At 63.5% G+C, this 24,003-nt stretch carries 30 protein-coding genes; 9 read left to right on the plus strand and 21 right to left on the minus strand.

Annotated features, from left to right (window positions below; translation table 11 throughout):
* Positions 1–151: 151 nt before the first annotated feature.
* Positions 152–580, minus strand: coding sequence for a hypothetical protein (locus G6N44_RS27580; RefSeq protein WP_163670470.1), 429 nt, complete (start codon positions 578–580; stop codon positions 152–154).
* A gap of 158 nt (positions 581–738) precedes the next feature.
* Positions 739–1,938, minus strand: a complete 1,200-nt coding sequence (locus G6N44_RS27585) for a DUF7373 family lipoprotein (RefSeq protein ID WP_163670472.1) — start codon at positions 1,936–1,938, stop codon at positions 739–741.
* A 481-nt stretch (positions 1,939–2,419) separates the two neighbouring features.
* Between G6N44_RS27585 and G6N44_RS27590 the strand changes: the two genes are divergently transcribed.
* Positions 2,420–3,094 (plus strand): LmeA family phospholipid-binding protein, encoded by a 675-nt coding sequence (locus G6N44_RS27590; protein ID WP_163670474.1) that lies wholly within the window; start codon positions 2,420–2,422, stop codon positions 3,092–3,094.
* Between the two features lie 178 nt (positions 3,095–3,272).
* Here the strand turns inward: G6N44_RS27590 and G6N44_RS27595 are convergent, their stop codons facing one another.
* The 3 genes from G6N44_RS27595 to G6N44_RS27605 form a co-directional block, all read right to left on the minus strand.
* Entirely contained in the window at positions 3,273–3,458 is a 186-nt protein-coding gene (locus tag G6N44_RS27595) for a hypothetical protein (RefSeq protein WP_235683158.1), read from the minus strand.
* A gap of 183 nt (positions 3,459–3,641) precedes the next feature.
* Positions 3,642–3,869, minus strand: coding sequence for a hypothetical protein (locus G6N44_RS27600; protein ID WP_163670478.1), 228 nt, complete (start codon positions 3,867–3,869; stop codon positions 3,642–3,644).
* A gap of 43 nt (positions 3,870–3,912) precedes the next feature.
* A complete protein-coding gene (locus tag G6N44_RS27605) occupies positions 3,913–4,395 on the minus strand; it encodes a hypothetical protein (protein WP_235683159.1) in 483 nt (160 codons plus the stop codon).
* Positions 4,396–4,770: 375 nt separating this feature from the next.
* Between G6N44_RS27605 and G6N44_RS27610 the strand changes: the two genes are divergently transcribed.
* A complete protein-coding gene (locus G6N44_RS27610; protein WP_163670480.1) occupies positions 4,771–5,466 on the plus strand; it encodes a hypothetical protein in 696 nt (231 codons plus the stop codon).
* 271 nt (positions 5,467–5,737) lie between these two features.
* On the opposite strand, the gene G6N44_RS27615 is transcribed toward G6N44_RS27610, so the two are convergent.
* Positions 5,738–6,028 (minus strand): hypothetical protein, encoded by a 291-nt coding sequence (locus tag G6N44_RS27615; protein ID WP_163670481.1) that lies wholly within the window; start codon positions 6,026–6,028, stop codon positions 5,738–5,740.
* 69 nt (positions 6,029–6,097) lie between these two features.
* Here G6N44_RS27615 and G6N44_RS27620 point away from each other — a divergent pair, with 69 nt between their 5' ends.
* Complete coding sequence (locus G6N44_RS27620) at positions 6,098–6,268, plus strand: hypothetical protein (RefSeq protein ID WP_163670482.1); 171 nt, start codon at positions 6,098–6,100, stop codon at positions 6,266–6,268.
* Between the two features lie 585 nt (positions 6,269–6,853).
* Positions 6,854–8,116: a hypothetical protein gene (locus G6N44_RS27625; protein ID WP_163670483.1), complete on the plus strand. Its 1,263-nt coding sequence runs from the start codon at positions 6,854–6,856 to the stop codon at positions 8,114–8,116.
* A gap of 155 nt (positions 8,117–8,271) precedes the next feature.
* Here the strand turns inward: G6N44_RS27625 and G6N44_RS27630 are convergent, their stop codons facing one another.
* The 3 genes from G6N44_RS27630 to G6N44_RS27640 form a co-directional block, all read right to left on the minus strand.
* Positions 8,272–9,996, minus strand: a complete 1,725-nt coding sequence (locus G6N44_RS27630) for a recombinase RecB (protein ID WP_163670484.1) — start codon at positions 9,994–9,996, stop codon at positions 8,272–8,274.
* Entirely contained in the window at positions 9,996–10,178 is a 183-nt protein-coding gene (locus G6N44_RS27635) for a hypothetical protein (protein WP_163670485.1), read from the minus strand. The genes G6N44_RS27630 and G6N44_RS27635 overlap by 1 nt, the downstream gene beginning before the upstream one ends.
* 178 nt (positions 10,179–10,356) lie before the next feature.
* Entirely contained in the window at positions 10,357–10,860 is a 504-nt protein-coding gene (locus G6N44_RS27640; protein ID WP_163670486.1) for a hypothetical protein, read from the minus strand.
* Positions 10,861–11,353: 493 nt separating this feature from the next.
* Here G6N44_RS27640 and G6N44_RS27645 point away from each other — a divergent pair, with 493 nt between their 5' ends.
* Positions 11,354–11,740 (plus strand): hypothetical protein, encoded by a 387-nt coding sequence (locus tag G6N44_RS27645; RefSeq protein ID WP_163670488.1) that lies wholly within the window; start codon positions 11,354–11,356, stop codon positions 11,738–11,740.
* A gap of 107 nt (positions 11,741–11,847) precedes the next feature.
* The gene (locus G6N44_RS27650) at positions 11,848–12,591 is read left to right on the plus strand and encodes a hypothetical protein (RefSeq protein WP_163670490.1); all 744 of its coding nucleotides are present in this window, start codon (positions 11,848–11,850) and stop codon (positions 12,589–12,591) included.
* Between the two features lie 113 nt (positions 12,592–12,704).
* Here G6N44_RS27650 and G6N44_RS27655 read toward each other — a convergent pair whose 3' ends face one another.
* Entirely contained in the window at positions 12,705–13,817 is a 1,113-nt protein-coding gene (locus G6N44_RS27655) for a DNA cytosine methyltransferase (protein ID WP_163670492.1), read from the minus strand.
* A gap of 221 nt (positions 13,818–14,038) precedes the next feature.
* Positions 14,039–14,575, minus strand: coding sequence for a DUF6927 domain-containing protein (locus G6N44_RS27660; protein ID WP_163670494.1), 537 nt, complete (start codon positions 14,573–14,575; stop codon positions 14,039–14,041).
* 192 nt (positions 14,576–14,767) lie between these two features.
* Here G6N44_RS27660 and G6N44_RS27665 point away from each other — a divergent pair, with 192 nt between their 5' ends.
* Positions 14,768–15,316 carry an Imm61 family immunity protein gene (locus G6N44_RS27665; protein WP_163670496.1) on the plus strand — a complete coding sequence of 183 codons (549 nt, stop codon included), beginning with the start codon at positions 14,768–14,770 and terminating at the stop codon, positions 15,314–15,316.
* 18 nt (positions 15,317–15,334) lie between these two features.
* On the opposite strand, the gene G6N44_RS27670 is transcribed toward G6N44_RS27665, so the two are convergent.
* From G6N44_RS27670 to G6N44_RS27710, 9 genes are all read right to left on the minus strand, one after another.
* Positions 15,335–15,502 (minus strand): hypothetical protein, encoded by a 168-nt coding sequence (locus G6N44_RS27670; protein ID WP_163670498.1) that lies wholly within the window; start codon positions 15,500–15,502, stop codon positions 15,335–15,337.
* A gap of 135 nt (positions 15,503–15,637) precedes the next feature.
* Positions 15,638–15,964, minus strand: a complete 327-nt coding sequence (locus tag G6N44_RS27675; RefSeq protein WP_088304775.1) for a hypothetical protein — start codon at positions 15,962–15,964, stop codon at positions 15,638–15,640.
* A 197-nt stretch (positions 15,965–16,161) separates the two neighbouring features.
* The gene (locus tag G6N44_RS27680; RefSeq protein WP_163670500.1) at positions 16,162–16,941 is read right to left on the minus strand and encodes a hypothetical protein; all 780 of its coding nucleotides are present in this window, start codon (positions 16,939–16,941) and stop codon (positions 16,162–16,164) included.
* Positions 16,938–17,291, minus strand: a complete 354-nt coding sequence (locus tag G6N44_RS27685; RefSeq protein WP_088304773.1) for a hypothetical protein — start codon at positions 17,289–17,291, stop codon at positions 16,938–16,940. The genes G6N44_RS27680 and G6N44_RS27685 overlap by 4 nt, the downstream gene beginning before the upstream one ends.
* Before the next feature lie 82 nt (positions 17,292–17,373).
* A complete protein-coding gene (locus G6N44_RS27690) occupies positions 17,374–17,625 on the minus strand; it encodes a hypothetical protein (RefSeq protein ID WP_088304772.1) in 252 nt (83 codons plus the stop codon).
* 223 nt (positions 17,626–17,848) lie between these two features.
* Positions 17,849–18,184: a hypothetical protein gene (locus tag G6N44_RS27695; RefSeq protein WP_088304771.1), complete on the minus strand. Its 336-nt coding sequence runs from the start codon at positions 18,182–18,184 to the stop codon at positions 17,849–17,851.
* A gap of 146 nt (positions 18,185–18,330) precedes the next feature.
* Positions 18,331–18,873 carry a hypothetical protein gene (locus tag G6N44_RS27700; protein ID WP_163670502.1) on the minus strand — a complete coding sequence of 181 codons (543 nt, stop codon included), beginning with the start codon at positions 18,871–18,873 and terminating at the stop codon, positions 18,331–18,333.
* 280 nt (positions 18,874–19,153) lie between these two features.
* Entirely contained in the window at positions 19,154–20,266 is a 1,113-nt protein-coding gene (locus G6N44_RS27705) for an IS110 family RNA-guided transposase (RefSeq protein ID WP_235683160.1), read from the minus strand.
* 312 nt (positions 20,267–20,578) lie between these two features.
* Complete coding sequence (locus G6N44_RS27710) at positions 20,579–20,881, minus strand: hypothetical protein (protein WP_088304769.1); 303 nt, start codon at positions 20,879–20,881, stop codon at positions 20,579–20,581.
* A 387-nt stretch (positions 20,882–21,268) separates the two neighbouring features.
* On the opposite strand from G6N44_RS27710, the gene G6N44_RS27715 reads away from it, so the two are divergent.
* Positions 21,269–22,237 carry an ESX-1 secretion-associated protein gene (locus G6N44_RS27715; RefSeq protein ID WP_163670504.1) on the plus strand — a complete coding sequence of 323 codons (969 nt, stop codon included), beginning with the start codon at positions 21,269–21,271 and terminating at the stop codon, positions 22,235–22,237.
* Between the two features lie 51 nt (positions 22,238–22,288).
* Positions 22,289–22,978, plus strand: a complete 690-nt coding sequence (locus tag G6N44_RS27720) for a sensor domain-containing protein (RefSeq protein WP_088304767.1) — start codon at positions 22,289–22,291, stop codon at positions 22,976–22,978.
* A gap of 112 nt (positions 22,979–23,090) precedes the next feature.
* On the opposite strand, the gene G6N44_RS27725 is transcribed toward G6N44_RS27720, so the two are convergent.
* Positions 23,091–23,507, minus strand: a complete 417-nt coding sequence (locus G6N44_RS27725) for a hypothetical protein (RefSeq protein ID WP_133062544.1) — start codon at positions 23,505–23,507, stop codon at positions 23,091–23,093.
* Positions 23,508–24,003 lie beyond the last annotated feature (496 nt).

Raw genomic sequence — 24,003 nt, forward strand, 5'->3', positions numbered from 1 at the left:
AGAGGCCCCAGCCCAGCTCCGGTCGTCGATGCGCTCAAGTGGTTCCACCAGCTGGGGCCCATTCGGGGTGCTCACGCTTCGCCACGCCGACGCATTGCTTTCAGCGATCGCTACCTGGCGCGCCGTGCTTGCGCCTTTCCTGAGCGGCGAGTCACTGCCAGCTGGCCCGACTGGCCATCGCTGCGATGCGGCTCCGCGCGTACTCGACAGCTGGTTGTGGAAACAGCGGCGCAGGAATCCCGAACCCCGCTGTGCGAGAGCCTTTCGTCATGACCACGACCATGTCGGATCCCGTAGACACCGCTCCGACATTTCGCCAGTCCACCACCACCATGCCGGCAGGGTTGGCCACCATCAGCCCATGTTCGTCGAATCCTGAGGTCCACTGAGTGCCAGGGGTCATCGTGGTCTTCAACGCACGATAGGTACTCCACCACATCAGCGTCGGCAGCAGTACGACGAGCGTCACCGCTATCGGGAGCACCACAGATTCGCTGCGGGACAACGCTCCGCCGACAAGCATGGCGATCAGGGCTATGGGGATGATGATGAACCGTCGCTGAGTTGCAGCTCGCCGCACAGCGAGCGCCGCGTAACGTCGTCGATCTGAGTGACCCGCAACCCATGTGTGAGCTACAGGCGGCACTCGCGAGACTGGCCATGTCATGTTTCGACCCTAACGCCCGTCGAACGCACTCCCACACAGCATTTCGGAGCCGTACCCAACCGATCACTCCCCTACGGGGATACCAACATCAGATACTGCGCGGCGGCCTTTTGATGTGCGTCATCGAGCTGTTGCGAAGACGTCTTGAACGCATATTTGTCGGCGGTGGCTACACAGTAGAACTGTGACTGGAGGGCTTTCATCGCGATGCTATTCGTTCGCCGGTCGAAGCACTGCGACTTCGGCAGGCCCGGCACCTCGGGGGCCGGATGGTCGTCGCCGGACCCCGATTTGAACTGCTGCGTCGCCAAATCGGCGATCAGTCGGGCTGCTTCGGGATCACGCGCGCGATAGACCACAGTGTTGATCAGGCTCATTCCGTCGACGCCCGCGGTGTCAAACAGTCGCGACGATGCGATGGGATCTGTTTCATAATGCAGCGCAGCTGCTGGCGGATAGGACCCCATTGGCGGATAGGCCCTGTCGTCAGGCCCCAGGGGCAGCGTCCGAACCAGCAGGTTCACCGGATCCGATGTCAGATTGGCGAAGCCCCACGTCTCGGTCGGGCGGAAGGCGTCGATACGCGGAATCGACAGGTCGAGCGCGCGAGTGATCATCGACGTCGCCGCATCGATGCCGCCATTCTCAAGCTCCGTCCACTGGTACAGGACGTAGGGGCCATGGGCCGTGAATGCCTCAGCGACCGTGGTGGGCTTGTCTTTGGCCGTTCCAGGCCTCGTCGAGCCGATTGCCTCGGGGTGCCCCGGGATCGGTGTCGGCACAGCGACATTGTCGGGCAACGCTTTCATCTGTTCGGCCGCCATCTCGGTGGCTGCCGCGGCAGCGGACGGCTCGTCAGGAAATCTCAGGACAGCGATGATCAGCGTTTTGGTGGGCTCCTCCATGTCAGCTCCGCGACCACTCGAGAATCCGGTCAGGTAGCCATGTTTCTCAGCGATGTCGGGACCAGGCTTGGGGAAGTCGATCCACAGCGAAGCAGCGTTTTGCATAGGCGTGGTGTTGACGCTCAACACGCGGGTGATATCTGAGTCGACTTCCCACGGTCCAACGACGTTCGCCGCCATGCGCTGCCCCTCAAAAATTGCGCCGGCGGCTTGGCTGCCTGCGCGCGGACGGGGCGGGCGGGGCTGTGTGGGGTAGTTACCTGGACGCAGTGCGCCGATGTCCGCGTTGTCAGGATTCGTCGTATCGGCCGCGATTATGGGGGTGCCGGCGATCACCGTGGCGCAGCTCGACAGGGCAACGGCCACGGCACACGCCACCGTGGCAAGCCGCAGCAGCCGGCAAGCCCGCGCGGCTGCCCCGGCAGGTCCTGTGCCCGCCGCTCCGGATCGGTCTCGGGAGCACGCGGTTGTTACTTCTTCGATATTTGGCGCCACCGATACCTCACTGGATTTGCTGTCATGCGACGTTGACAAGGAAATTTACCGGAAGATCAGCGGGGCGATTGACACCGAATTATCGGGTAGGAAATCTGGTGACAGACTCGGTGCAGCGACCAGGCACAATCAAGCAGTGACCAACCCTCCTTGGGCCCAGCAGCCGCCCATTCGGCCAGGTGGGGCGCCGTCCCCTTTTGACGGACCTACTCGATCCATTCCGCGCCATGCGCCGGCCAGTCCCCCAGGTGCCCACCCGCAGGGCAACGCTGCCGTACCGCCTCCAGCGAGCCCACCAGCTGAGCCGCGGCGGCGAGGCCGGGGCTTCAAGGCCGGGCTGATCTGCCTGCTGGTGCTTGTCGTCGCCCTGACGGGCCTGGTCGGTACTGAGCTCTACGCGCGCCACCGCGCGGCATCGGTCATTGGAGACATCGTCAAATGTTCCGTCGGTGACACCGCTACCACGACGCTTCCCGTGATGCCCCCGTTCCTCTGGCAGCACCTCGTTGGCACGTACTCCGCCATCGACATTAAGACCGCCGGCCACAACGTCCGCCAGGCCCAGGGGATGCAGCTGCAGGCCGAGATCCGTGACCTTCAACAGCGCGACAACACGGCCACGATCAAGTCGGTAAATGCCCGCCTGACTTGGTCGCCTGACGGCATCAAGCAAACGGTCAAATCTGCCATTCCATTTCTGGGTAGCCTCATCACAGATGTCAGCGCAAATCCCGACAATGACACCCTGAAACTCAGCAGCCTGCTGGCCACCCTCACCGTAAGGCCTCGCGCTACCGCTGACGGTGGACTCACACTCGACATCGTCGATGCGACTGGCCCGGGCCTGGGAGAGACCAGCGACCTGCAGCCGCTACTGGACGCCTATCTCGCAAGACAGACCAGCAACCTTCCGCTAGGAGTTAAGGCCCAAAGTCTCGACGTCACCGACGACGGCGTGATCGCACAGTTCGCCGCTCACGACACGACGGTCCCCATGCGCACCGAGGAATGCTTCAGCGCCACCTAAAACGGCGTCGGCAACCACATCTAGGCCACCGACGAGGCGATCCCCGGCAGCTTGTCGGGTGCCATATCGACATAGCAGCGCATCAGCGCGGCGGCAGGTCGGAACGTGTGAGGCTTGTTTGCAGGCTACGAGCGACCCGCTAACCACGAAACAACCCAACTACGTTCGACTTTCGGCGCTAATGCCCGCCAGCTCCGTCACGGTCCTCCTCGGCCCACTTGACGCGCCACCGGCTGATTATCGTCGCAGCTTCTTCCAGGGTGATCTCTTCATGATCGACGTCATTGTGCCCCAACCGGTACTTGCTCAGGTACTCCGTGGGATGCCACCGCAAATCCCGTCCGAACGCCTCATCGGTCGGCATAGGGGTGGTATGGATTCGCCTGACTAGCCCGCTTGGGTTGTCACGAGTTCTATCTGCGGCCAACTTTGCGTAGTAGGTGATGTTAGGTTCGGTCATCGGCTTGTTGCGGCGGGCAAACCTCGGACTTGAGGAGAGGAACGCCGCCCCTCCTTTCGGTGTCGGTCGCGCTCGGCGGGCCGTGCACTAGCCGCGGTAGAGCTGCCATGGCCAGGTGCCTTCCCTCAGTCGCCATCGAAAGAGAACCACCGACCAGCACAGAATATTGAGAAAGATGGCGGTGCTCCACGACATATTGAAACTCTTGAGCGCCAAGAGCATCAATATCGGTGCGACGACCATGATGGTGATACCTATGGTGCGTCGACGCTTCAACAGCTTCTGGCGCCGGAGCTCAGGGTCTGCATCTGTCACGGTGGGGACCTCTCTACATGGTTGTGTTATGCCGGCCCGAGGCTCAGCTGCCGAACAACTCCGCCGGAGCTGAGTACTCCTGCGCCCACTCCGTCCATACCGGCGCAGTCGCGCCGACCGCACTGGTCACCACATCCCACGCGCCGGTTGGGTTCGACCGGAGCAATCCGACATATCGTTTCGAGGCGCCGCCGTTTGCCGAGGCCTCCGCCAGCGGCGTGCCGGCGTAGTCGAATGGACTGCCGTCAGGGTTCTGCAGCTGCGCGGACAGAAACGCCCAACCCTGCGAGGCCTTGAAGGACGTCACCGCGAACTTCGCGTCCTTCCCCATCTGACCTTTCACGTCGGCTGCCGCAGTCTTCAGGATGGCTTGTCCCTCGGCCGAATTCTGGTTCACGTCATGCAATTGCTGGGCTCCAGTCGTCGACGGCTCCGCAGAGGCGCACGCGGCGCCCGCCATTGCCACCCACACAGCCAGCAGGCTCATTTGGACAGCGAACACCATTCGCCAGCGTCGATTCGTCATGAGCCGACGTTACCGCAGGGCAAACCGGCCTGTGATCGACAAGACCTCGCACACAACGGATCTGTCACCCCGCACGTTCGCCTGTCCCGTGTCTCGCCGGTGATGTCGTGAAACTTCGCGTCCTTCGGTGTGCGTTCGTGTTGCGGCACGGCGATTTACTGGTACTCATGGTCCTGCGCGACAGACTTTCTCGGCCGATCCGATTCGGGGTCGTTGGGTCTGGATCGACACCAGAATCGCAGCACCGAGCACGCCGGTCCCGCTAGTGTCCTGTGGAAAATCGCTCCCGACCTGCGCCCTCATACCTCCTCGCCAGCACTAGGCTGGCATTGCCACACTCAACAGGTGCGGTCTGCGAAACCGAGGAGGCCAGGCGTGCAACCAAACCACCTGATTGAGCTTGTCGACAAGGTGTTCCAATTCCAGCCCAAGCCCCTCATGGTTGCGCCACTGGAGATCCCCACCGGCATGACCCCGATCGAACAGGCGACCGCCGGCCTCTACCACGCCGTGAATGCGATCACCGAATCTGATTGCACGCACCACCTCCGCGATTGGACCGACCGCCGTGACCGCACATTGGAGTGGCGCCATCATCTGGCCAACCATCCCATCCCTGACACGACCGAGAGCAGCACCGCGATCGCACGCGGTGAGATGAGCGTTGCCACCGCGCTTTTCGGTACCGACCGCTACGAAGACATGCTGACGGAATTCGAAGAGATCCTGGAGTGGTCAGCGAACCGATACACAGAGTCTGCCAGGAAACACCAAACCATCGCGGACGCTCTTCAGCGCGCCAACGGCATACGACGGCGCGGCGATGAGCGAATCCAACAGATACTTCGAAGCTGCGACCGCAAGATCAAGAAACTCCGTGATAGCGACACCGACGCGCGCCGCCAGATCATCGAAGCCGGCCAGCGCGATGTCCGAACAGCGGCCACGGCCGCGGTATCCCGAACCAACGCGCTCACAAGACAGATCTTGGATCTCGACGAGGATTACGCAGTCATCAGCGTGCCGGAATGGCTCACACGCCACCACCTCAATACGAGTCTGACTGACTGAACGCTTCACGCCGAGCAGATGCTCTGCAGAACAGGCCACTGGCACCTCCCCCAGCTCGCGCGGCCAATGCTCGGTTCGCCGTTGGCTGTTCCTCGTCGTGTCACTCCCATCGGTGACAATCAGGGCTATGCCTCATACAACACCCCAATCCACCCGCGACATGCCGCAACACCTCCGGTTCAGGGATGACCGCGCGACGGCCGGCGCGCGCGGCAGTGGACATCTGTACCTCATCCAGTTCGACAACGGCACCGTCAAGGCCGGCTGCACCTCAGACCTCCCGACCAGATTCACCCAACACGCTCGAGACTCCGGCCGCTACGGGCTGCGGATCGTCAATCACTGGAGTTCTCAACGCTTCAGCGATATCCGTCTCCGCGAGCGTCAGCTCCTCGATGTCCTGGCCCACATCGGTACCCGCACTGAGGCCGGTCGAGAATTCTTCCGAGATATTCCATTCAGCATTGCCCGGTACCAGGCCGAGAACCTCGACAGGGCACGCCCAGAACGTTGCTGCTGCGGTCATTGCGTCGCACCGCTCGATGTTCGCCTCCCAGTTCACATTCGGGACGTCAAGCAGACGGATACGGGGAGCACAGTGTTCGACGTGCAGCTGCCTTGCGGATCGGTTGTGTCCGCCTCATTTGGCGACGATGACTACGGCATGAACGGCCAGTATCCGCTGCGCAGCGGCGACCACATCACGGTGGAGCTGTCGCCGGGTGCGGCAACGCTCATGTTCGGCTACGTGCTGGAGGAGCCCGACCGCATGCGCAGGAAACCGCAGTCAGGTCCGTGCTGAATCGCAATCCGTCTCAGCACGGCGTGCCTTGATATCCGGGTGTGAACGTCGCGACACTCGACCACAGTTGCGCGTCGCTTTCCCATCGCACGCAAACCCACTCTTTTCTCATTCAACGAACTGCGCCAGCCATATTCGCCGTTTCTTCGTAACGTCAGCAATCTCCTAACGAAGCGGCGTACAGTCAGCGAACAATCAACGCACAGGCGGCCCCAGCCTTCGCAGTGATGGTTGTCGGCTCTCGGATGCGCCTCGCCGGGAGGGGGGACGATGAGTCGGATCATCGCGGGCAGAAATGTGTTGCTCGCCGCAACGTCACTCTCGGTGGCACCACCGGGGCGAGCGCGGCAACTGATCAGTGTCGACGCCCGACCTGGCCGACGTCGACGAAGCACCAGACATGCCACGCCGCATCTTGCGCAGTCCAGGGCCGCGCGCCTAGCTGCCGCCGTCGCGGTTGTGGCAGCGGCCGGCGCGTGCAGCTCGCCGCCGCCTGAAAACAGGACCGTCCCCGAGCCGAGCGCCCCGGTCTCGTCGAGCGCTCCACCGCGCCAGACGAAGGCGTGGCTGCCGACAGGTGGCGATGTGTACCGAAACGCGACCACTGTGTACAGCGGTTGCATCCCCGATCTCCGCAACGCGGACTCCATTCCGTCGGGCCAGATCCTCGACACAGAGACCGGTCAGAACCTGCCGCTCCCCCTGCCTGAACTTCCCGCGAGCGACGAGGTCCTCAGGCATGCTTGCACCGTCGCAACGACTTCTGACGGGAAGCAACGGGTGATTCACGTGATCACCACACGGACACCGTCACACGGACTGACACCGGAATCCGAACAGAGCTTCATCGTCGCGTTAGACGTGAAAGGCAATCGGGCACCGATAACGAAGCCGCTTCCCGCGGAACTAGCTGACATGTCGGGGATATATCCCGCCAACAACGGATTTGTTGCAATAGACCGCGGGCCGAACGGCACGGAGGCGTTCGCGTGGTTCGACATCAACACGATCGAACCCAAAATAGTGATCAAACTCGATACCGACGTCGGGGTTCCGCCAGAAACCGAACCTATAGATATGGTTCCGTTCAACTACGACGGATACGCGACGATATTGTCGCCCCGAATTCCTTGTGGTGACTGCGGTCAACCCGAGCCCGGCTTTAGCCGCAGCCAGGACTTGCACTTCTTCGATGGTCCCAGCGGGGCCGAGATCGGCGTTTTCCGCAACATCGGCCACTTCGTGCCAGTCGATCACGGGTACCTAATGGAGCATGAGACCCGCCTGAAGGCGGCCCCTCCATCTGATCTTCAAGCAGGCGTGTTTTATTTCGACATGCGCACCAAAGAGCTCTCGGGCCCGATCGCGCCATATATCTGGGTGCCAAACAACTATTTCCCTCGGATTGACGATCCGGAGTTTGGAAATGCCCTTATCTGGGACGACAACGTGATGTTGATAGGCCCGGACACAGACAGCGGACTGTTTTTGAAGGTTTGGAACAGGAAGTCCAAAACCGAGATATTCAGCCTGACCGGCCCCCAGCTGGCGGGCCTCAAAATTAACGGCTTGTCCCTCGGACCCACGGATTTGTTGATCGAGAACGAATCCGACAGCCCGGTGATTGACCTGAAGACCGGGAAGCCCGTGGCGGCCGGCTGGTCACTCAAACCTGTCGCAAGGCTTGACGACGGTTGGGTGGTGATCAAACCCGGAAAGCCTGGTGACTCAGAGGGCTGGCTGTGTATCAGCAGCTACACACAAGGATGTCCAACTGGTGCTTCATACCCGGCCGGCGCGTATCTCGCCCGCGGGGTCAACGGCGACTACGCCGGCCCCTGGCACTGAGGGGGAAGTCCCACCGCCGGCGTAGGCAGGACAGCGCTCTTTCTGCTGCTCGCTTTCCATTGCCCCAGCATGACTCCGCCGCACGTGGGCGATCACCAACACGGTGCACCGCCCATAATCTCCCCCGGCCGGGTCCCGCACAGCCGAGCAGCACCCTATGCCGGCCGCGCACGATGCGGGGCCGCTCCGCGCGCTGCCGTCCAGTTGCGCATCCCGCCGCGGACGACCGCCATCGCCGTGGTGTCATCGGCGTTGTAGCCCAGCAGCCACGCGCGGGCGTCTGCGGCGTCGGCGCCGTGCTCGTGCACCGCGTCGAGCCGGGTCTGTGACGTTGCCCCACCGGCGTCCGGGGCCCGCCAGGTGAACCCGAAGTACGGGGCCACCGTCTTGATGCTGGAGCCGTGCACCGAAAAGAACTGAGCTTTGAAGATGCTCTCCAGGTCGGTAAACACGCCTGTCGCGGGGTCGAGCAGATCACCGGCGGCCTCGCCCAGGATTTTCTTCAGCCGCGATGGTTCAGCGGCTGACCAGTGAAACACCCGCACGCTGCGACCGGACTGATCACGCTGTTCGCGCAGCCATGTCACGAAACGCTCGGCCAGGCCCCGCTCCGCACTGTCATCAAGTGTCGACCAGTCGGCGAACGGCACGAACATGGCGCTGGATTCGTCCTGCCCGCTACGCACCCGTGCACCCCACAGGTAGACCCGGCCGTCGGCGCCCCATTCGATGTCCAGATCGATCTCGATCTCGGCAGAGGGCACCGATACCGGGCCGTCTCCGATGTGGGCGATGTGCACTCCTGCGCACAGCATCGCGGCGCGCTGCGAGGCCTCTGCGAGTCGCGCCCGGGCATAGTCGCGGCCACGGTAGGCCACCTCGGGGTGGTAGCGGCTCAGAAATGCTGGATCATCGACGTCGACGGAGGCGAGCTGCCCCAGCGTGGTGATCCCCATGCGGCGCAGTGTCAGCCATTCCCGAATGTCCAGTGTTCCGACGGTCATCGCGTTCGAGGCGTCTGTGGCGCCCATCTCGGCATCGCAGACCCGCGCATAGGGGCATGACCGACACTCAGGCTGGCGCACCGGTGTGACCATCGCAGCGGTTCCTGCGGCCGCCTGCCGGGCCTCAGTGGCCACCGCGATGCGGAAGCTGTGCTCGTGGTCGTAGCGTTCCATGAGTGACCGCCGCGCTTTGCCCTGGCGCCGGGAGAATGTGAAGGCGAGCGGCTCATCGAGGTTGTGCCACACCAACACCAGCGACTCGCGACCGGCGCCAGGCAAGCGGCTGGTCCCCAGTACAGCGCCTCGCATGAGGTCCGGGCCGGGGTGGTAGCCGCATGCCTGCAGCATTCGGCTGTAGTGGGCCAGCTGCATTCCGTCGCTGAATCGGTAGGTCGTCGCCGACGTCCACCCTTTGACCTCCCGCCACGAAGCCGGTGAGGCCACATCCGAGATCTGCGCAGTGGTGGTTTTCTTGGCTTCCACGCTGCGGTGGTGTTTCACGTCGGCGGGTAGGTAGCCGCCGTCGACGCGAATCAGGATGTCGGGGCGACCTTTTCGTCCCCCGCTGGTGTCGTCGGGCAGCCAGCCGCCCAGGATCAGCGGCGAACCAGTCTTCATTGCCCGCAGCGTCGTGGAGATCGCCTCGTCACGGGTCAGGCCGGGATCGATCACGACGGCTCCCGGGTGCAGGCCGACCAACTCGGCGAATACCTCGGCTTCGAACTTGATGCCGGCGTCGAGCCGGGCCTGATCTTCGGGGGCGGGATCCCACTTGAGCGGTGCGGGCCCGAAGTCGTGCTGGGTCCGCACTGGGCACTGCTTGGCGGCATAGCCGCCCAACAGAATCGGTTCGTCTCCCGCGCCGGTGGCCGTCATCAGTGGGCCTCGTGACGCCACTGGTTGCGCTGCCCTTTGCCGGGACGCTTGTGCGCCCGGGCCTTGTTGCGGCTGCGCGACGTCCGCTGCACCGGGGACCGTCCCTGTTCCGTGCGATCACGGCGGCGCTGCTTTTCGACGTCAGCCAAGCTCACGGCGAGTGCCACGGTGGCGGTGCTCATTTCGCTTCTCCCTGTCGTAAAGGACCGGGCCCGCGGGCCTGGCCGGTGGCTACGCCGCCACGCTTGGTCGGCGGCGCTGTGTCTCACATTCTACGAGGAGGGTCTGACACGTCGGCGGCATTTGAGCCGACCCGGGGCCGGCGCGCATCGTGGTGCGCCCCGGCCCCGCGTCATTGCCTCAGCCGAGACCGCGGCGCAGCGCTTCGACGAAGAGCCCGTCGAGTTCGAGACCGTCAGCCCATGTCTCACCGAGCTGATCGATCGTGGGCGGCTTCCCGGGGCGGCGATTGATATCCGCGCTGCGCGCCACGACGAAATCTGGGCCCGCGTGGGCGAGCATGAGGATCTCGCGCCGGTCGGGTTGCAGCGACGGTCGGATGGTGTCCGCGTTGAGAATTCCCAGGGGCCGGGTCACCATCCACGCCGAAGTCAACCAGACTGCTTCAATCGCGTTGACCGACTTCAGAAGATGCTCGATCATCACTGCGGTCAGTGCTTTGTTCTCGGCGATGAGCGGGACCGCGGCGATGGTGACCGGGCCGTCTGGGCTGGTCCTGAAGAACAGCATCGGCCGCCAGTCATCCTCGGCGCGCCGGAACCCTTTTCCGATACTCTGGGCCGCTGAGAAGACGACGGCCATGAGGTCGGTGCGCGCAGCCTGGCGCGCGTCACGAACCCCCATCACTGGACCCCGTTTCCAGCCTGGCCGCTGTCGGCTACCCGCACCCGCGCGGCCGCGACGGCATTGCGGCGGGAAGCAAGTAGCTCCCTGCCTCCAGTAGTCATGATGTGTCGTTTCAACTGTTTGCTCCTGTGCTTCTCGGTGGCCGGGCTGCTAGACCTGACCGGATCAGTAGCGGGCTAACTGGCCGCGCTACCTTTTGAGTGTATCGGCGGGGTCTGACATGAATTTTCTTGCCGCGCTAGGCTCGTCATCCGATTCCTCTGTTGTGCCGCGTCTCAGTGCGGTTCGGGCCTTCCCCGCGTCCGCGATGGCACAACTGCGTCGGCTGCCGCGCTGCGACACGGCGGTCATAAACTCGTATTCGCCTGGGCTGCAACCGAATATGTCACACCCTGGCGCTATCATTGGCGTATCGATTCACCACCGAATCGAGGACACTCCGGCCAGTCCCGCGTGGGTTGGCCACCGAATCCGAACAGGAGCTAGACCGATGGGCTATGACGCACATTCCGTCGATGTGAACTTCACCATTCCGGCCGCCGACACCGACGCGGCGTTGGCCGCCGTGAACGCACTGACAGGCTGCACCTACGCCAGCCTGTCCGATGCCATCCATGAAGAGACCTTTTTCGAGGACTGCACCGAGGACGCCGAGTACGGCTTTAGCTTCGGGTTCTACTCGGCGCGGTGGACGTTGTTTACAGAGAAGATCCTCAAGGCAGTGGCACCGTTCGCGCACCCCGGCTCGTATGCACGATTTCAGAGCGGTGACGACTCCCTATTCGGCTTCCTTGTCGCCGACGGATGCCTGCAGGACGAGGTCGGTCATTTTGAGTGGACCACGTCGCGACAATCACCCCCGATCACTCGCCTGTAATCCTTGCCGGCCAGACCCATTCCCGCATGTGAGGCTGCATGCCTCGACATTCACATCACCCGGCCGGGTACGCGCTACCCGGTACCGAAACGAAGGACTTAATCGTTATGTACCTACCTGTCCCCCTGACTATTTCGCGAAACACCAACGTCTACACCAACTGGTGGGAGCAGCAATTGGACTCCTGCGCCCAGGAGCGCATTGTCGAATTTCTCGACGGCCTGTCTGCCGAGCCAGATTCAGCGCACACGTTGCACTGGCTGATGCTGGCGGTCTTCCAGTCTGGCCGAAGCGAAACACCGTGGCTGCAAGCCATTGGCCTCAAGCCCGGAACGGCGGTGGAGGCGTTGACGCTGGACATCGATCCCATCCACGGGGCCGAGGGGGAAGACGATGGTGCCGATGTGACGCTACGTCTGTGGGTGCACAACACCGAGGGCCCCGGGGCGAACGTCATGACGGTGGCAAAGTATGTCCGCCGGCCGTGGCGCGCACTCGTTGCGTCCGCGTTGTCAGACCACCCAGCCCAGACCTTGGCCGGCGTCGTCGACGCCGCACTGGGGCTGATCAACGATGAGATCGCCTACCAGGACCGGTTGACAACATCGATACGCCAATCCCAGACCGCCGTGGTATCCGAGCAGCAAGTGCACGATGTGATCAATGAGGCTGCCGACGAGGTCACCGCTGCTGCCGAGCTTGGTGACACGGGCACGGTTGACGCGATGAATCTTCTGGCCAACGCCACGCTGCACCGACTGTTCACGAAGCCGACTGCCACGTTGGAGGAGGTGGTAGACGCCTGCTATGACGAATCACTGAGCTGCGTGTTGTCGTGGATCAACGAGTAAGCGATGTGGGGTGCGCCGCGCCGGTGCGCCCCACATCGGCCCTCGCCGCTGCGGCTCGCTCATCGGCGCGCCTGGCCGACAGGTCCACCGTGCGTCATCAGCGTCGCGCAGCATCACGCCGGTTCTGGGGGAACCTCCACACCAGGATGGTCATACAGATCGGCCAGATATTGAGCGGCCACTGCGCTCCACGGGCGATTGGTTGCGGTCCCGAGGACGGCAGCCGCACAAGGTGGCGTGACGACGTCAGCGAGCTGATGGAAGCGGGCGGTACGGCTGCCCTGCCAGGGATAGTCTCGGGGAAATCCCTGCAGGTAGCCTGCTTCTGCTTCGGTGAGCCGCTCGCCAGTCGTTTCACGCTGCCACGTGCGGGCTTTCTCGGTGAGACACCACCCGACCTTGTCAGCGCTGAATAGATTTCCTCCGGTGGCTCGGCGGTTCCCTCGTGTGCGGATCTGTTCTCCGGCTGGCCATCCCAGCACCTGCGCCATGCTCCTTTGTGGCCAGCGGATCGTCTGGGGGCTGTGGTCTTTGCGGCCGGTGGGTTCGAATCGGTTGGCTACCAGGAATACTCGCTTGCGGCGCATGGGCATGCCGAAGTCGGCGGCATCGAGGGTGAATACGTCCACTCCGGCAAACCCCTCCATGAATTCTGCAGCGAGGTCGTCGAACATGTACTCGGTCGCTTTCGTGGCTACCTGCTCGAATGCCAGCCATTCCAGGTTGGGTAGGCCGAGCGCGAAGCGGATGGTTTGTGCTGCCAGTGCTGTTCGAGGGTCTGCGGCCGAGGCGAGTTCCTCGGCAATCTGTTCCCATGGGCAGTCGCAGTCGAGGCTGCCTGCGTGGGTGATCACGTCGAGGATGATCTGCAGATCGGCGGCGCCGCTGCGCTTGCCCGCCGGGGAGAAGGTGGGGCAGGGGCTGGAGCAGATGTAGCCGGTGATGTCTGGGAAGTTCGCAGGATGGATGTCCGTGATGTCACCGACATGGCGCCGGTGCCCGGCTTTGGTCGCGGCGGCCGCGGCGTTGGCGTTGATCTCCACTCCGAGGATGCTGGCGGGGTCCATCCCGATGATGGCGGCGCCGACATCCCAGCCTCCCGGCCCCGCGAAGGCGTCGAGGATGGCCGGTGCGGGTTGGGAGGGATTTTCGTGGCTGGCCGTGGCGAGAGCTGGATGGGGGTGGCCGACGAGGGTGCCGGTGTGGCGGGAGGTGGTGAGCGTCATTGGAATCCCTTGTGGGTTAGGTGACCTGGTCCGCGGACCTGGCCGGAGGCGGTTGTCGAGGCAGTGGGCTTCGCGCTGCGTCGACCTTATCGGTGTCCCCTGACATGTGGTGCGCGCATCGCCCTGCTCCCTCATGCGCCGGGTTGCGGAAGGCTCCGATCGGGCTCGCCACCGGACCCGGTCGACGGCGGTTCTACCATCACCGTCGACCGGATCCGCTGTTACGGGCTTTGTTGCCAGTCGCGCATGAACCAGTCCCACTGTGGGCGGATGCGCAGACGGTCATCGTTGGCTGACCAGCATCGCAGGCTGTCAACGACAACGGTGTCAAGGACCATGCCGTTGGTGAGGGTTACCGGCTGAGCCAGAACGATGGCGTGGCCCCGGGCGGCCAGGGCGTCGCGGCGTTTCTGCTGATACCGGTGGGCCTCTTGCCTCCACAACCGGGCGTCCTCACTTTCCGCCGGTTCGGTCAGCGCCCGTAGTACTCGAGGTCCGCAACCCACCGCTGTTGGTCGCATCGTTTCGGACATCGCCTTGATGTGGACATCGCCTCGGTGCTGGCCGAATAGCGTGATGGAGGCCCAGACCTGCCCGCTGCTTTCGCGGTGGGCGGCGAAATAGACGCCGCCCCATTCCCCACCGTCCCCCGGTGCGTAGTTCGAGGCGATCACCGAAGAGCTTCCTTGCCGCACATACTTGGCGACTTCTGCGCGGGCAGAGCTGCCGGCCGGTATCGGGTAACTGATAGATCCCACAGGTGTCCCTTTCGTTGGTGGCCGAGCTTGCACACTCAGCCGTATCGGATGACGGGGTTGCTTTGTCCGACATCGCTTTTCGCATCATATCGTGTAGCACCGACATGATGTTTCTTTCGCGGATCCGGCGAATCCGGTCCGTCGGGCAACCGATCAGGCCTGGCTACTGACTCGTCGGTTAGGTTGGAATTCATGTCGGTCGCGCCGCTGCTCAGTGCTCAGTGTGTGGGTTGGGCCCGGGCCGCTGGCTACTCGCACGTGGTTGATGACAGTGCCGCAACCACGGTGCTCAGTTCTCACTCGGGCCGCTATTTCTTGCGCCTTCGTAGTCGCGGCCGGGTCGAGATCAGTGAAGCCGACGACGACCCTGACGATCGGACGGGTTCGCAGGAACGCACCATCGTGTTCGCCGCAGACGTTGGTGTTGCGGAACGATGTCTGTACGGGCTGTGCGGTGATGACCTGCGCGACGACGTGGGACTGCCCTATCTCGACTTGCCGTTCGCTGAAGAGGACCTGGCAGGCGGGTTCGACCTCACCGAGGTGTCGGGAACGTATCGACTCTTACGGCACGTGACATTCGGTGTCCGGGCCGCCGCGCCCGATTCGGCCGCCGGGATGGCGACATTGGTGCCGCTGTCGCATCTCCTGTCGATCAGCGAGGACGATGTGCGGCGCAGCTTTTTGTCCGAGACTGGCGCACCGCTTCTCGACGCCTCAGGACGCTACGGACCGCGGTGACTGGTACGGCGCCACGACTCAGGTGGTCCGCTGCTGATATGGACCGGCTGACGTTGAATGCCGGTGGACCCAGGCCACACCCGGGTCCACCGAGCGGGTCCAGAACTCGCCGAAACTTTCCGCGCGGTAGGTGCTCTCGGCTTTGTCGATGGCCTCGTGCCAGTCGAGACGTCGATCGCGTCGCACAGGTGCTGGATTAGGCATTGGCCTCCCAGTAGGGCCAGGCTTGTTCCACCTGGTTGGATGTGGCATCGCGATGTGTGGCTTTGAGTTGGCCCCACCGACAGCGCACTGTGGTCAGTGGCTGTCGGTGGAGCGGCTTCACTTGTCGCTGCCGGTCTTGAGGTAGTCGTTGAGATCAGCCAACGAGACTGAGTAGCCTTCGGCGCTGTCACTGAACAACCTGACCGCCATGTTCCCCACCGCGGAATCGAGGTCAGAATATTCGGCTTCGCGGTCCGGGTCGGATCCGTAAAGCAGCTCGGTGCGGTCATCGGTGAGGGCGTTGCTGCGTTCGTCGTCGACGGGGAGATGGGTGCGGCCATGTTTCACCATCCAGGCCCGAACGTTCTCGGCGGCGACGCGCTCAATCTTTCCGATCAGCGCCACACGCTGGTTGATCAGTTCATCGAGGTTCACAGTTGTCATGGGCTACCCCTTGCTCGTTGGGGACCGGGTCCGCGGACCCAGCCGGTTGGAGTTATCGGCTGCAAGTTTCCGATGCCGCTATTCTACTGTGCCCCACTGACATTCAGCGCTTGTCTATCGGTCTCAATCGTCGCGCGCCCGGTCACGTCCGCACATCCCGGAGTTGTCCCAGCCCGCCGCTCGGCGATCTTGGGGTCTCATCCAGCCGGGTTGGTGGTGGAAGCGACGATGCCGGTCACTGCCTCAGGATCCAGGAGTATCTCGTCTTCGTTGCGGCCGTGGAGGTAGGCGATGATGTCGGATTTGCGTACGCGGCCGGTAAGTACCTGCGGCTGTCCGTGGCCGCCGAATCGTAGTGCGAATCGGTGTGCGACAGCCGGGTCCGCCGTCCAGCTCATGCCATGGTCGTGGGCACCGTGGTTGACTCCGCGATAGACGGTCACCTCATCGGGCAGTTGATCGAGGCGCTTTCTCTCCTCATCGTTCATCATCAGGTGCCGCGTGCTCAGGCGGCCGGGTTCTTTCAGCAGTGATGTCCAGAGAGTGTGGTCCTGGACGATGTTCTCGGCGTCGGTCCAGATGCTGCTGAGGTGTTCCCAATAGCTCTCATCGGTCAGTTCGGTGCTGATCGCGGCGAAGGCGTGCGGCCGGTAGGGCCGTTCGTGCAGGTAGATGAATCTCGACCAGTTGTGGGTTTCCAGCGCGTGCGCGCACGCTTTCTGCTTCTCACGTAGGCGCGCGTTGGCCAGCGCGTTGAAGTGCGGCACATGCGGGATCGAGAAGACCAGTGGATGTTTGACCACCGGTCCGACTGGCGAATCGGTCAGGAATTGCTCCAGCTCGGAATCCAACTCCTCGACACGGGTGAGAAGTTCGGTCAGCTCCGATGTTGAGGCCGGCGTTTCCGGGGTTGATTGCACCGATTCCTCGCAGAGCCCACCTTTGCCTTCGGGCTGCCCGGGGGGTTGCGGGATCACTGGGAACCTCCCGGTTGCCACAGGGCGCAGCTGCGCCTCCATGTGCGGCGACGGCCATGGCAGGTGGTGCAGGCCTGCGGGATTCCGCGCCGGGTGGTGATCAGCGTTCCGCGGCACTCAGGGCACCTGACGTGCAACTCGACGCGGCCGGGGCGCTCATGAGTTGCGCCGGTCCAGCTGTTCCACGCCGCTTGCCAGGTGGGAAAGACGGTGCGCTGTCCAAGGATCCATTCGGCGAAGGTCTGACGCAGCTCAGACAGGTCGGTGACCGGCCGCAGGTCCGGCAATGCCTGGGTGAGCACGTGGGCTGGAATCAGGTGAACCTGCCGGGCGATCTCGCGATTGTTCATGCGCTGCAGCGCCTTTCGCCGTGCCGGGCGGGGGTGGCCGCGCCGTGCCGGGCGGGGGTGGCCGCCGAAGCGGCCACCGTTGTCACAGGATCCCCGCGTACTGCTCGGCGTGGAGGGCCACGCGCAGGTCGGATGCCGTCTCGGCGCGGACCTCGTCGGCGGCTTCCTCGTCGAGGAATTCCAGCCAGTCTGCGAGTTCGGCGATCTGGGCGGCCAGGGTGCCGGATCCGGCGACGGTGGCGGCCTGTGCGCGCAGTTCCACCAGAACGTTGGTGGTTTGCTCGGCGGTGAGCATCTCCAGCGGAAACTCTTCGCCGTCTACGAGATACATCATGGTTGTCACGCCCTTTCGGGTTGATGACCGGGCCCTCGGGCCTAGCCGGTTGGTGTAGCGGATTCTGTGTGAATCGCTGCGTCGAGTATATCGAGGGGGTCTGACATCTTCTGTGGCCCAACGCCAGTGGGTCGTCGACTGGCCGAAGCGTATCGATGCCTAGGCGACTCCTCATCCCCGACGCCTTGGTCACCGTCGGCGTCGGGGCCGCAGGCCCGCGGCGTCACACCAGCCGGTAGCCCGCCTCGGCCAAGGCGTCGCCGACGGTGTTGCCCCATCCGCTGCCGGGCAGCTCTCCCTCGGCGCGGTCGCACTGCAGGTCCTCGCCGGTGACGCCGAACAAGAAGGTCTCCACACCACGTTCTTCCCGGCCACGGGCGGCGATGCGAGGAGCGGTGGGCAGCGTGGACGCCACCACTACGGTGTAGCCGCACAGTGGCGGGTCGAGGTGGTAGAGGTCGGCTTGACCGAACCATGTGACAACGCGGTCCCCCTCGTGCACCACGCCGTGCGCCGACCCAACCATGCGGGCGATTCCGGTGTTGGCAACAGAAGACATAGCACCCTCCAGGGTTTCGGTGACCGGGTCCTCGGACCTGGCCGTATGGCAGGAGGCTTTCGCTTCCTCATGTCCACCATTCTACGTGGCCCCACCGACAGATCGGTGCCACTGTTTCGCACTATCGCACTGTGCTGCGCACTATTTCACGATCGCCGATATGTGGATTGCAGTTCAAGTGGCTCGCCATATTGTGCCGCTGCACGGATTTTGGCCAGGGACTCCTCGGTGATCCCGGCTGTCCGGTCGTTGGGGTCTACGTCAAGGGAGGTGAGGATGTTGTAGAGCTTGTCGTCGGTGAGGTCGCCGGCGCGGTGCAAGGCAATTGCTCCGATGAGAGCTTCGAGCATGACACGTTGCTCTGGGGCGTATTTAGAGAATTCTGCGCCGGCCCAGGCCATGGGTTCGGTGTTGGCGCGGCTGAGCCGGTTCAGTGCTCCATCGACATCACCGCGGAACCGGCGCACATAGACCGCGGTCTCGGGGTCCAGCTCGGGGTTGGCCAATTCGGTCTCGGCGTCGGCCAGCCATCGCTGCAGCATCGATAAGACGCCTTGTCGGTCGGCGAACGCTAACGCTCGCCAGAAGGTGCGAAATGCGCCCATGTAGCGCTTGTCGTCGGGGTGGCGCGGCCGCAGATGGGAGCGGATCACGATGTCTCCGGAGGCCGATTTGGCGACCTTGCCCACCCATGTCGGTGTCAGGCGGCCATCGGGGAACTCCGCGGGGACGGCCGGTGGAAACCACGGTTGGTCAGAAGAAAACACTCGGTCATCAGTCATGGTTGAAGATCTCCCGTCGGGGTCCTGGGACTGGGTACGCATACCCAGCCGGTGCCAAATTCATAGCCGGGTCTCGCTCACGCTCATCGCCAGACCGGCCACGCCACACTGTACCGGGCAGACTAACCCTGACAGGCCATCTATCGGTGCATGGTTGTCCACTAAAGCGGCTGAAGCGTTCGGCACCCTAGTCAGGAGAACCATCGTGCACATCAGGCGCCGCCGCGGCCTTCCGTTGAGCCGCCCAGGTCTCGGGTGGGCCGCCGTTCGGGTAACGCCTGCGGTGATCCGCATTGAGCCTCGTGAATACCACCCGGCAAACACGGCGTTTGAGGCACCTCAACGCCATTGATCGCGAATGCCCTTCTGCCACTTTTTTGTCGAAGTACTCTCTACCTGGACCGGCCAGCCTTAGCTGGGTGACAGCTACCCGGTGGACGGCGGAGTTGAGCCTCCGATTTCCAACTTTCGACCGCCGCATCTGTCCTGCAGTCGAGCCTGACCAGCGTGGTGCCGGTGCGACGCCGGCGAACCTGGCGAACGCCGCTTCGCTGCCTGCGAATCGGGTGACCACTGCCGTCTCGCCGATGATTCGCGCGGCGGTCAGTGTGCCCACACCCGGCATGGCGAGCAGGTTGGGGGCAATGCCGCACACTCGCTCATCAATGCGCCGCTCCCATCCCCGGATGTCGGTCGTCAGACGTGCAATGTCTTCGAGTTCCACGCTGGCCAAATCGGCCACGATGCCCGGGAGCGTGGCCAGCCATCGTTGCACCGGTTCTCGATGGCGGACCGCATCTAGCGGGCCAACTTTCCGCTCGGGGTCGAGTTCGTGGATCCGCCATAAGAGCCGGTTCCAGATCGCGGTGCGCTGCATGACGAGACTCTCGCGGTAGTCGACGAGCAGCTTGAGTTCTCGCGACACCTCGTCGTGGCACGCCACCGGAAGGTTAGGTTCGCGTAGATAGGCCCGCGCCACAGAAAGTGCGTCCAGAGGATCCGATTTACCTGGGGTTCTTGATGTTTCGTGACGAGCGCGCGCCATGAGCCTTGTCGGCACGCGCACACATCGCTCCCCCGATTCGAGAAGGAATCGTTCGAGCCGTCCCGACACGTGCCGCACATCCTCTATTGCCCAAGTGAGCTCGTCGGTCGGGTACCGGCCGCGTACCCATCGAAGGGCCTTGAAATGGCCGGAATCAGTTGCATCTACAGTCTTTTCGGCTTGCCGGCGCCCCGTGGCGTCCACAGCTACCAGAGTGTGACTGGCTTTGTGCGCATCGATTCCTATGACGAACATTTGCAGCCTTCCCAGAAGCGCGAATGTTGCAGCCCCTAGCCCCTGGGGCGGCGTTCAGGACGATATGAACCCTAGCCGGGCGGTAGCCGGAGTGCGCAAGCATGAACGCATTCTGAGAGAGGGGCCGACTGGGAAGTTCGGGTTGTTCGCGCAACGACACCACCCAGGGAACGCCATCATCAACGTCGAACTACCTTGTCGGCGTCGAACGACTCTTGCACCCGTTCCTGATCGACAGTGGCCGGCGGGCATGTCGACAGAGTCGCACGCCCGCGGCGATGGGTAGCCAATCGCGGCCCGATTCTGGGGGAACTAGGGGCGGTGCCACACCACGGTGTTGCCACGTCCCACCAGGCTGAGCTCTAGTGTGTCTCCGCTGAGGCGCCAGGGCGCGAAAACCGGAGGTGCGGCTTTGGGGGTGTTGAACCAGATCACGCACTGCTTGCCGGCCTCCGGCGGAATGCTGTCTTTGGCCGGGGAGAACTCGGCCTCGCTGTAGGTCCAGGTTCCGGTGGTCACACCGCCGTCGGTCCGTTCAGCCCGCAAGGTTCCGTCTGCGCCCAGAGTTGTGACTTGGGGGCCAGCTCCCATGCGCCAGTCGCCGGTGAGCTGCATGGGAGTGATTGGTGCGCCGGCACACGGGTTGGGGCTCCGCGCGGGCTCGTGTCCGCGCCATGGGGCCACTGGCGCGTCGGCTCCTGCCGTCGCGGTGTGACCGGCGTGCACCGCACAGGCCATTGCCGCAGATGCGAACATGACCGTCGCTCGACGTCGGCGCGACGTGGCCATGGCGACTCCTTCCCCAGGTTCAGACGTTGCGGGTTGGCCCGCGAGGTATCAGTGCAGTTAGCCTAATGGCCGCGTAGTGACCGTTTGAGCAGCAGTTTGCACCCGAGCTAACCCGCAGAAACCGACCGAAAATCGCCGCAAGGCACCGGTGGGGGCGGGATACAGTTCACTGCAGAGATAGGCCCACGGCTCTGCACCGAAGGAATCAACACGATGTCGGATCAGTTGCGGGTCGACCCCGCCGAACTCATCACCGCCGCCGCATCGCACCGCCAGCGTGGCCAGCAGTGGCAGACCGTCGCCCGAACCCCTCCCAACGATCCCGACGCCCTGTCGGCAGCCTGGGGGCCAATCGCACACGCCACCACCCAGCAGCTGCGTGTGTTCAACGAGCAGCGCGCCGCCAATGCCGAGGCAATCGCCGGCGAGCACGACAACCTGGCCGACAAGCTCACCGATGCTGCCCACCGCTACACCGCCACAGACGAGCGCGGCGCGTCCGAAGTGACCGATAGCAGCGACCGCGACCGCGGCGAAGGTGGTGATCGCAGGGATCCCTCCATCCAGGCGCTCGACACACCCAGCCATGACAAGCCCTACACCGGGCCTGACAAGATCACACTGGGCGATCCGGCGCCAACCAGCGAACTTCCCGGGGCCGGCTACTGGGTGGTCGACAAGACGCAGGCTTACCCCACCGATCAGGTACCGCCGGGTTTGACGCCGGGACCCAAGACGCCCACGACCATGCCTGATCAGATCCGAACCGGTCCGTACACGGGACAGATGTCGATGGGCCAGCCAGATGCTGCGACCACTGGCTTCGACTACGAGCACAACTACCACTTCCGCATCGCCGGCATCGAACCGACCGACACCACCAAGATGGTGCAGATCGGCGACAGCTGGTATCCGGGCACGTGGAACCGCTACGCCTATGAGGTGCAAGACCTCAACCGCATCGTTGGCATCGGTGATCTTGGCGCTATCTCTGAGATTCCGTCGGCGTCAGCATGGACCCCCATCTCGCACAGCGAGATCCGCCAGTTATCGCATCAGTTCCCGACCAACACCTTCTACTTGCCTGACGGATGCGGATCGAACCTACAGCTGGTCGACACCAACATCCGCAACACCCCATTCCAGGGGCCGGTCGTGCCGATCATCCGCATGGGCCGGTAGTAACGGCACTGCACCGCCCGGCCGCATTTTTCACCCAGCCACAATTACCTGGTGCCCGTACCACGAGCCTGGCTCCCGATCGTCGCCGCGGCCACCGCCCTGCTGGTCGCCGGCTGCACCACTATCGCGGCCGGCACTGCTATCTCCACAACTGCCCCGCCGACCCACGCCCAGCTCGACCAGATCATGCTGCCGATCAACGAACTCAAGGCGATCGTGGGTGCCCGCAACATGGCATTGACGAGCAGGTCCACGACGCTGGACAACAACTTTTGGTGGGTTCGTGAGCCGAAGTGCGTGGGCGCGCTCTATCCCGCAGAAATGCGCGTCTACCGGTTCACCAACTGGAGGGAAATACGCACCGAGGTGGCCCAGGACGCCGACTCAGACCACCAGCACTGGGTACAGCAGGCGGCGGTGCGGCACGCTTCTGAGGATGACGCCCAGTCCACGCGCCGGATCTTCACAAAGTGGTGGGGGCAATGCGCGGGTTCTGCTGTCTCGATCGGCACGAGCGCTGGCGGCAACACCAGCGACCGCACCTGGAACATCGGCGCCCTCGACACCGAGGGCGACAATGTGATCAGTCAGACTTCCACCCGCGCAGGCACTGATGGATGGACCTGCCAGCACGCCTTGGCTGCGGTGTCCACGGTGGTTCTCGAGTCCAAGGTTTGCGGCTACCAGGTCCGCGATCAAGCGGTAACCATCGTGAACAGGCTGTCCGCCAACGCGAGGTGACTTCGCCGCAGTTTAGGAACCGAGGCTCTCGCTGGGGCCTGGCGGCCAGGGCGCAAGCAATCGCCGATTCGTTGCTCTCGCGCTTGACCTTCTCCGGTTCGTTCGGGAATCCTCACGATGGTGGCGGCGGCGATGAATTCCGTTGTGCCTTAACTTCATTAAGCCATACATGCGGTTTGTTGTTCCAGATAGCCGCTTCTATTGGATCCTCAACAGTCACACCTTCGGGCCCGAAAGTGTCGAGGACTTCCAACGCTAGCCTCATGCTGACGATGAGCAACGGCAGCTTCTCGTCGTTCCAGTCCTGCTCGAAGTCGCGGCTTTTGTCCACCACACGTCGGGCTTGGTCGGGCGCTACCCCCTGGGCGGATTGTGCGGTTTCTGCGGCCTCACGCATCGTGTTGAGCATCTTCTGGCCGTTGACGACCAGCCGGGCCAGGCTGATCACCGCCCCTTGCGGGTCAACGATGCTGAACACGGACTCGTCGGAGCCTCCGACAGATCCGGAGGCGTCGATTTGGTCTTCCACCCGTTCATTGTGCCTTTCGGCGAGCATGGGCTACCGATGTTTTCGTTACGGCATGGCATTTCTTCGTCACGTTGCAGCGAGCGAACCCCTCCACAGACCTTTGCGCAGTCTGTCGTCAAGTCCGGCGACCCGCGGCGTTGCACAGTGACGCTGCACGACCCCTGCTCGCACCCCACTTGGCCTGAAAGGCGAACTGGCCACCGGGTGATGCTCCGGTGGCCAGCTCTGAGGGGTGGTCTAGGTATCGCGATACACCTGGTGTGTCACCGCTTCTGCGGTCGCCGCGCCTGCTCTACGCGGGCTGCGTGCACATCGTGACCCGCTTCGGTGAACGGGCCTGCCCCGCAGGTGCACGACACCTTTCCGGGGGAAAGGCGATCTGGTTTGGCGTCGTGTTTCATTGGTGCAGTTCCCTTCTCGGGTTTGGTGACCAGGCTTGAACCACCTAGTCGTATCGGTGCCGCAATGTCGCTGCGACATCTCCCATGTTAGCAAA

This window comes from Mycolicibacterium alvei, from assembly GCF_010727325.1.
Taxonomy (GTDB): Bacteria; Actinomycetota; Actinomycetes; order Mycobacteriales; family Mycobacteriaceae; genus Mycobacterium; species Mycobacterium alvei.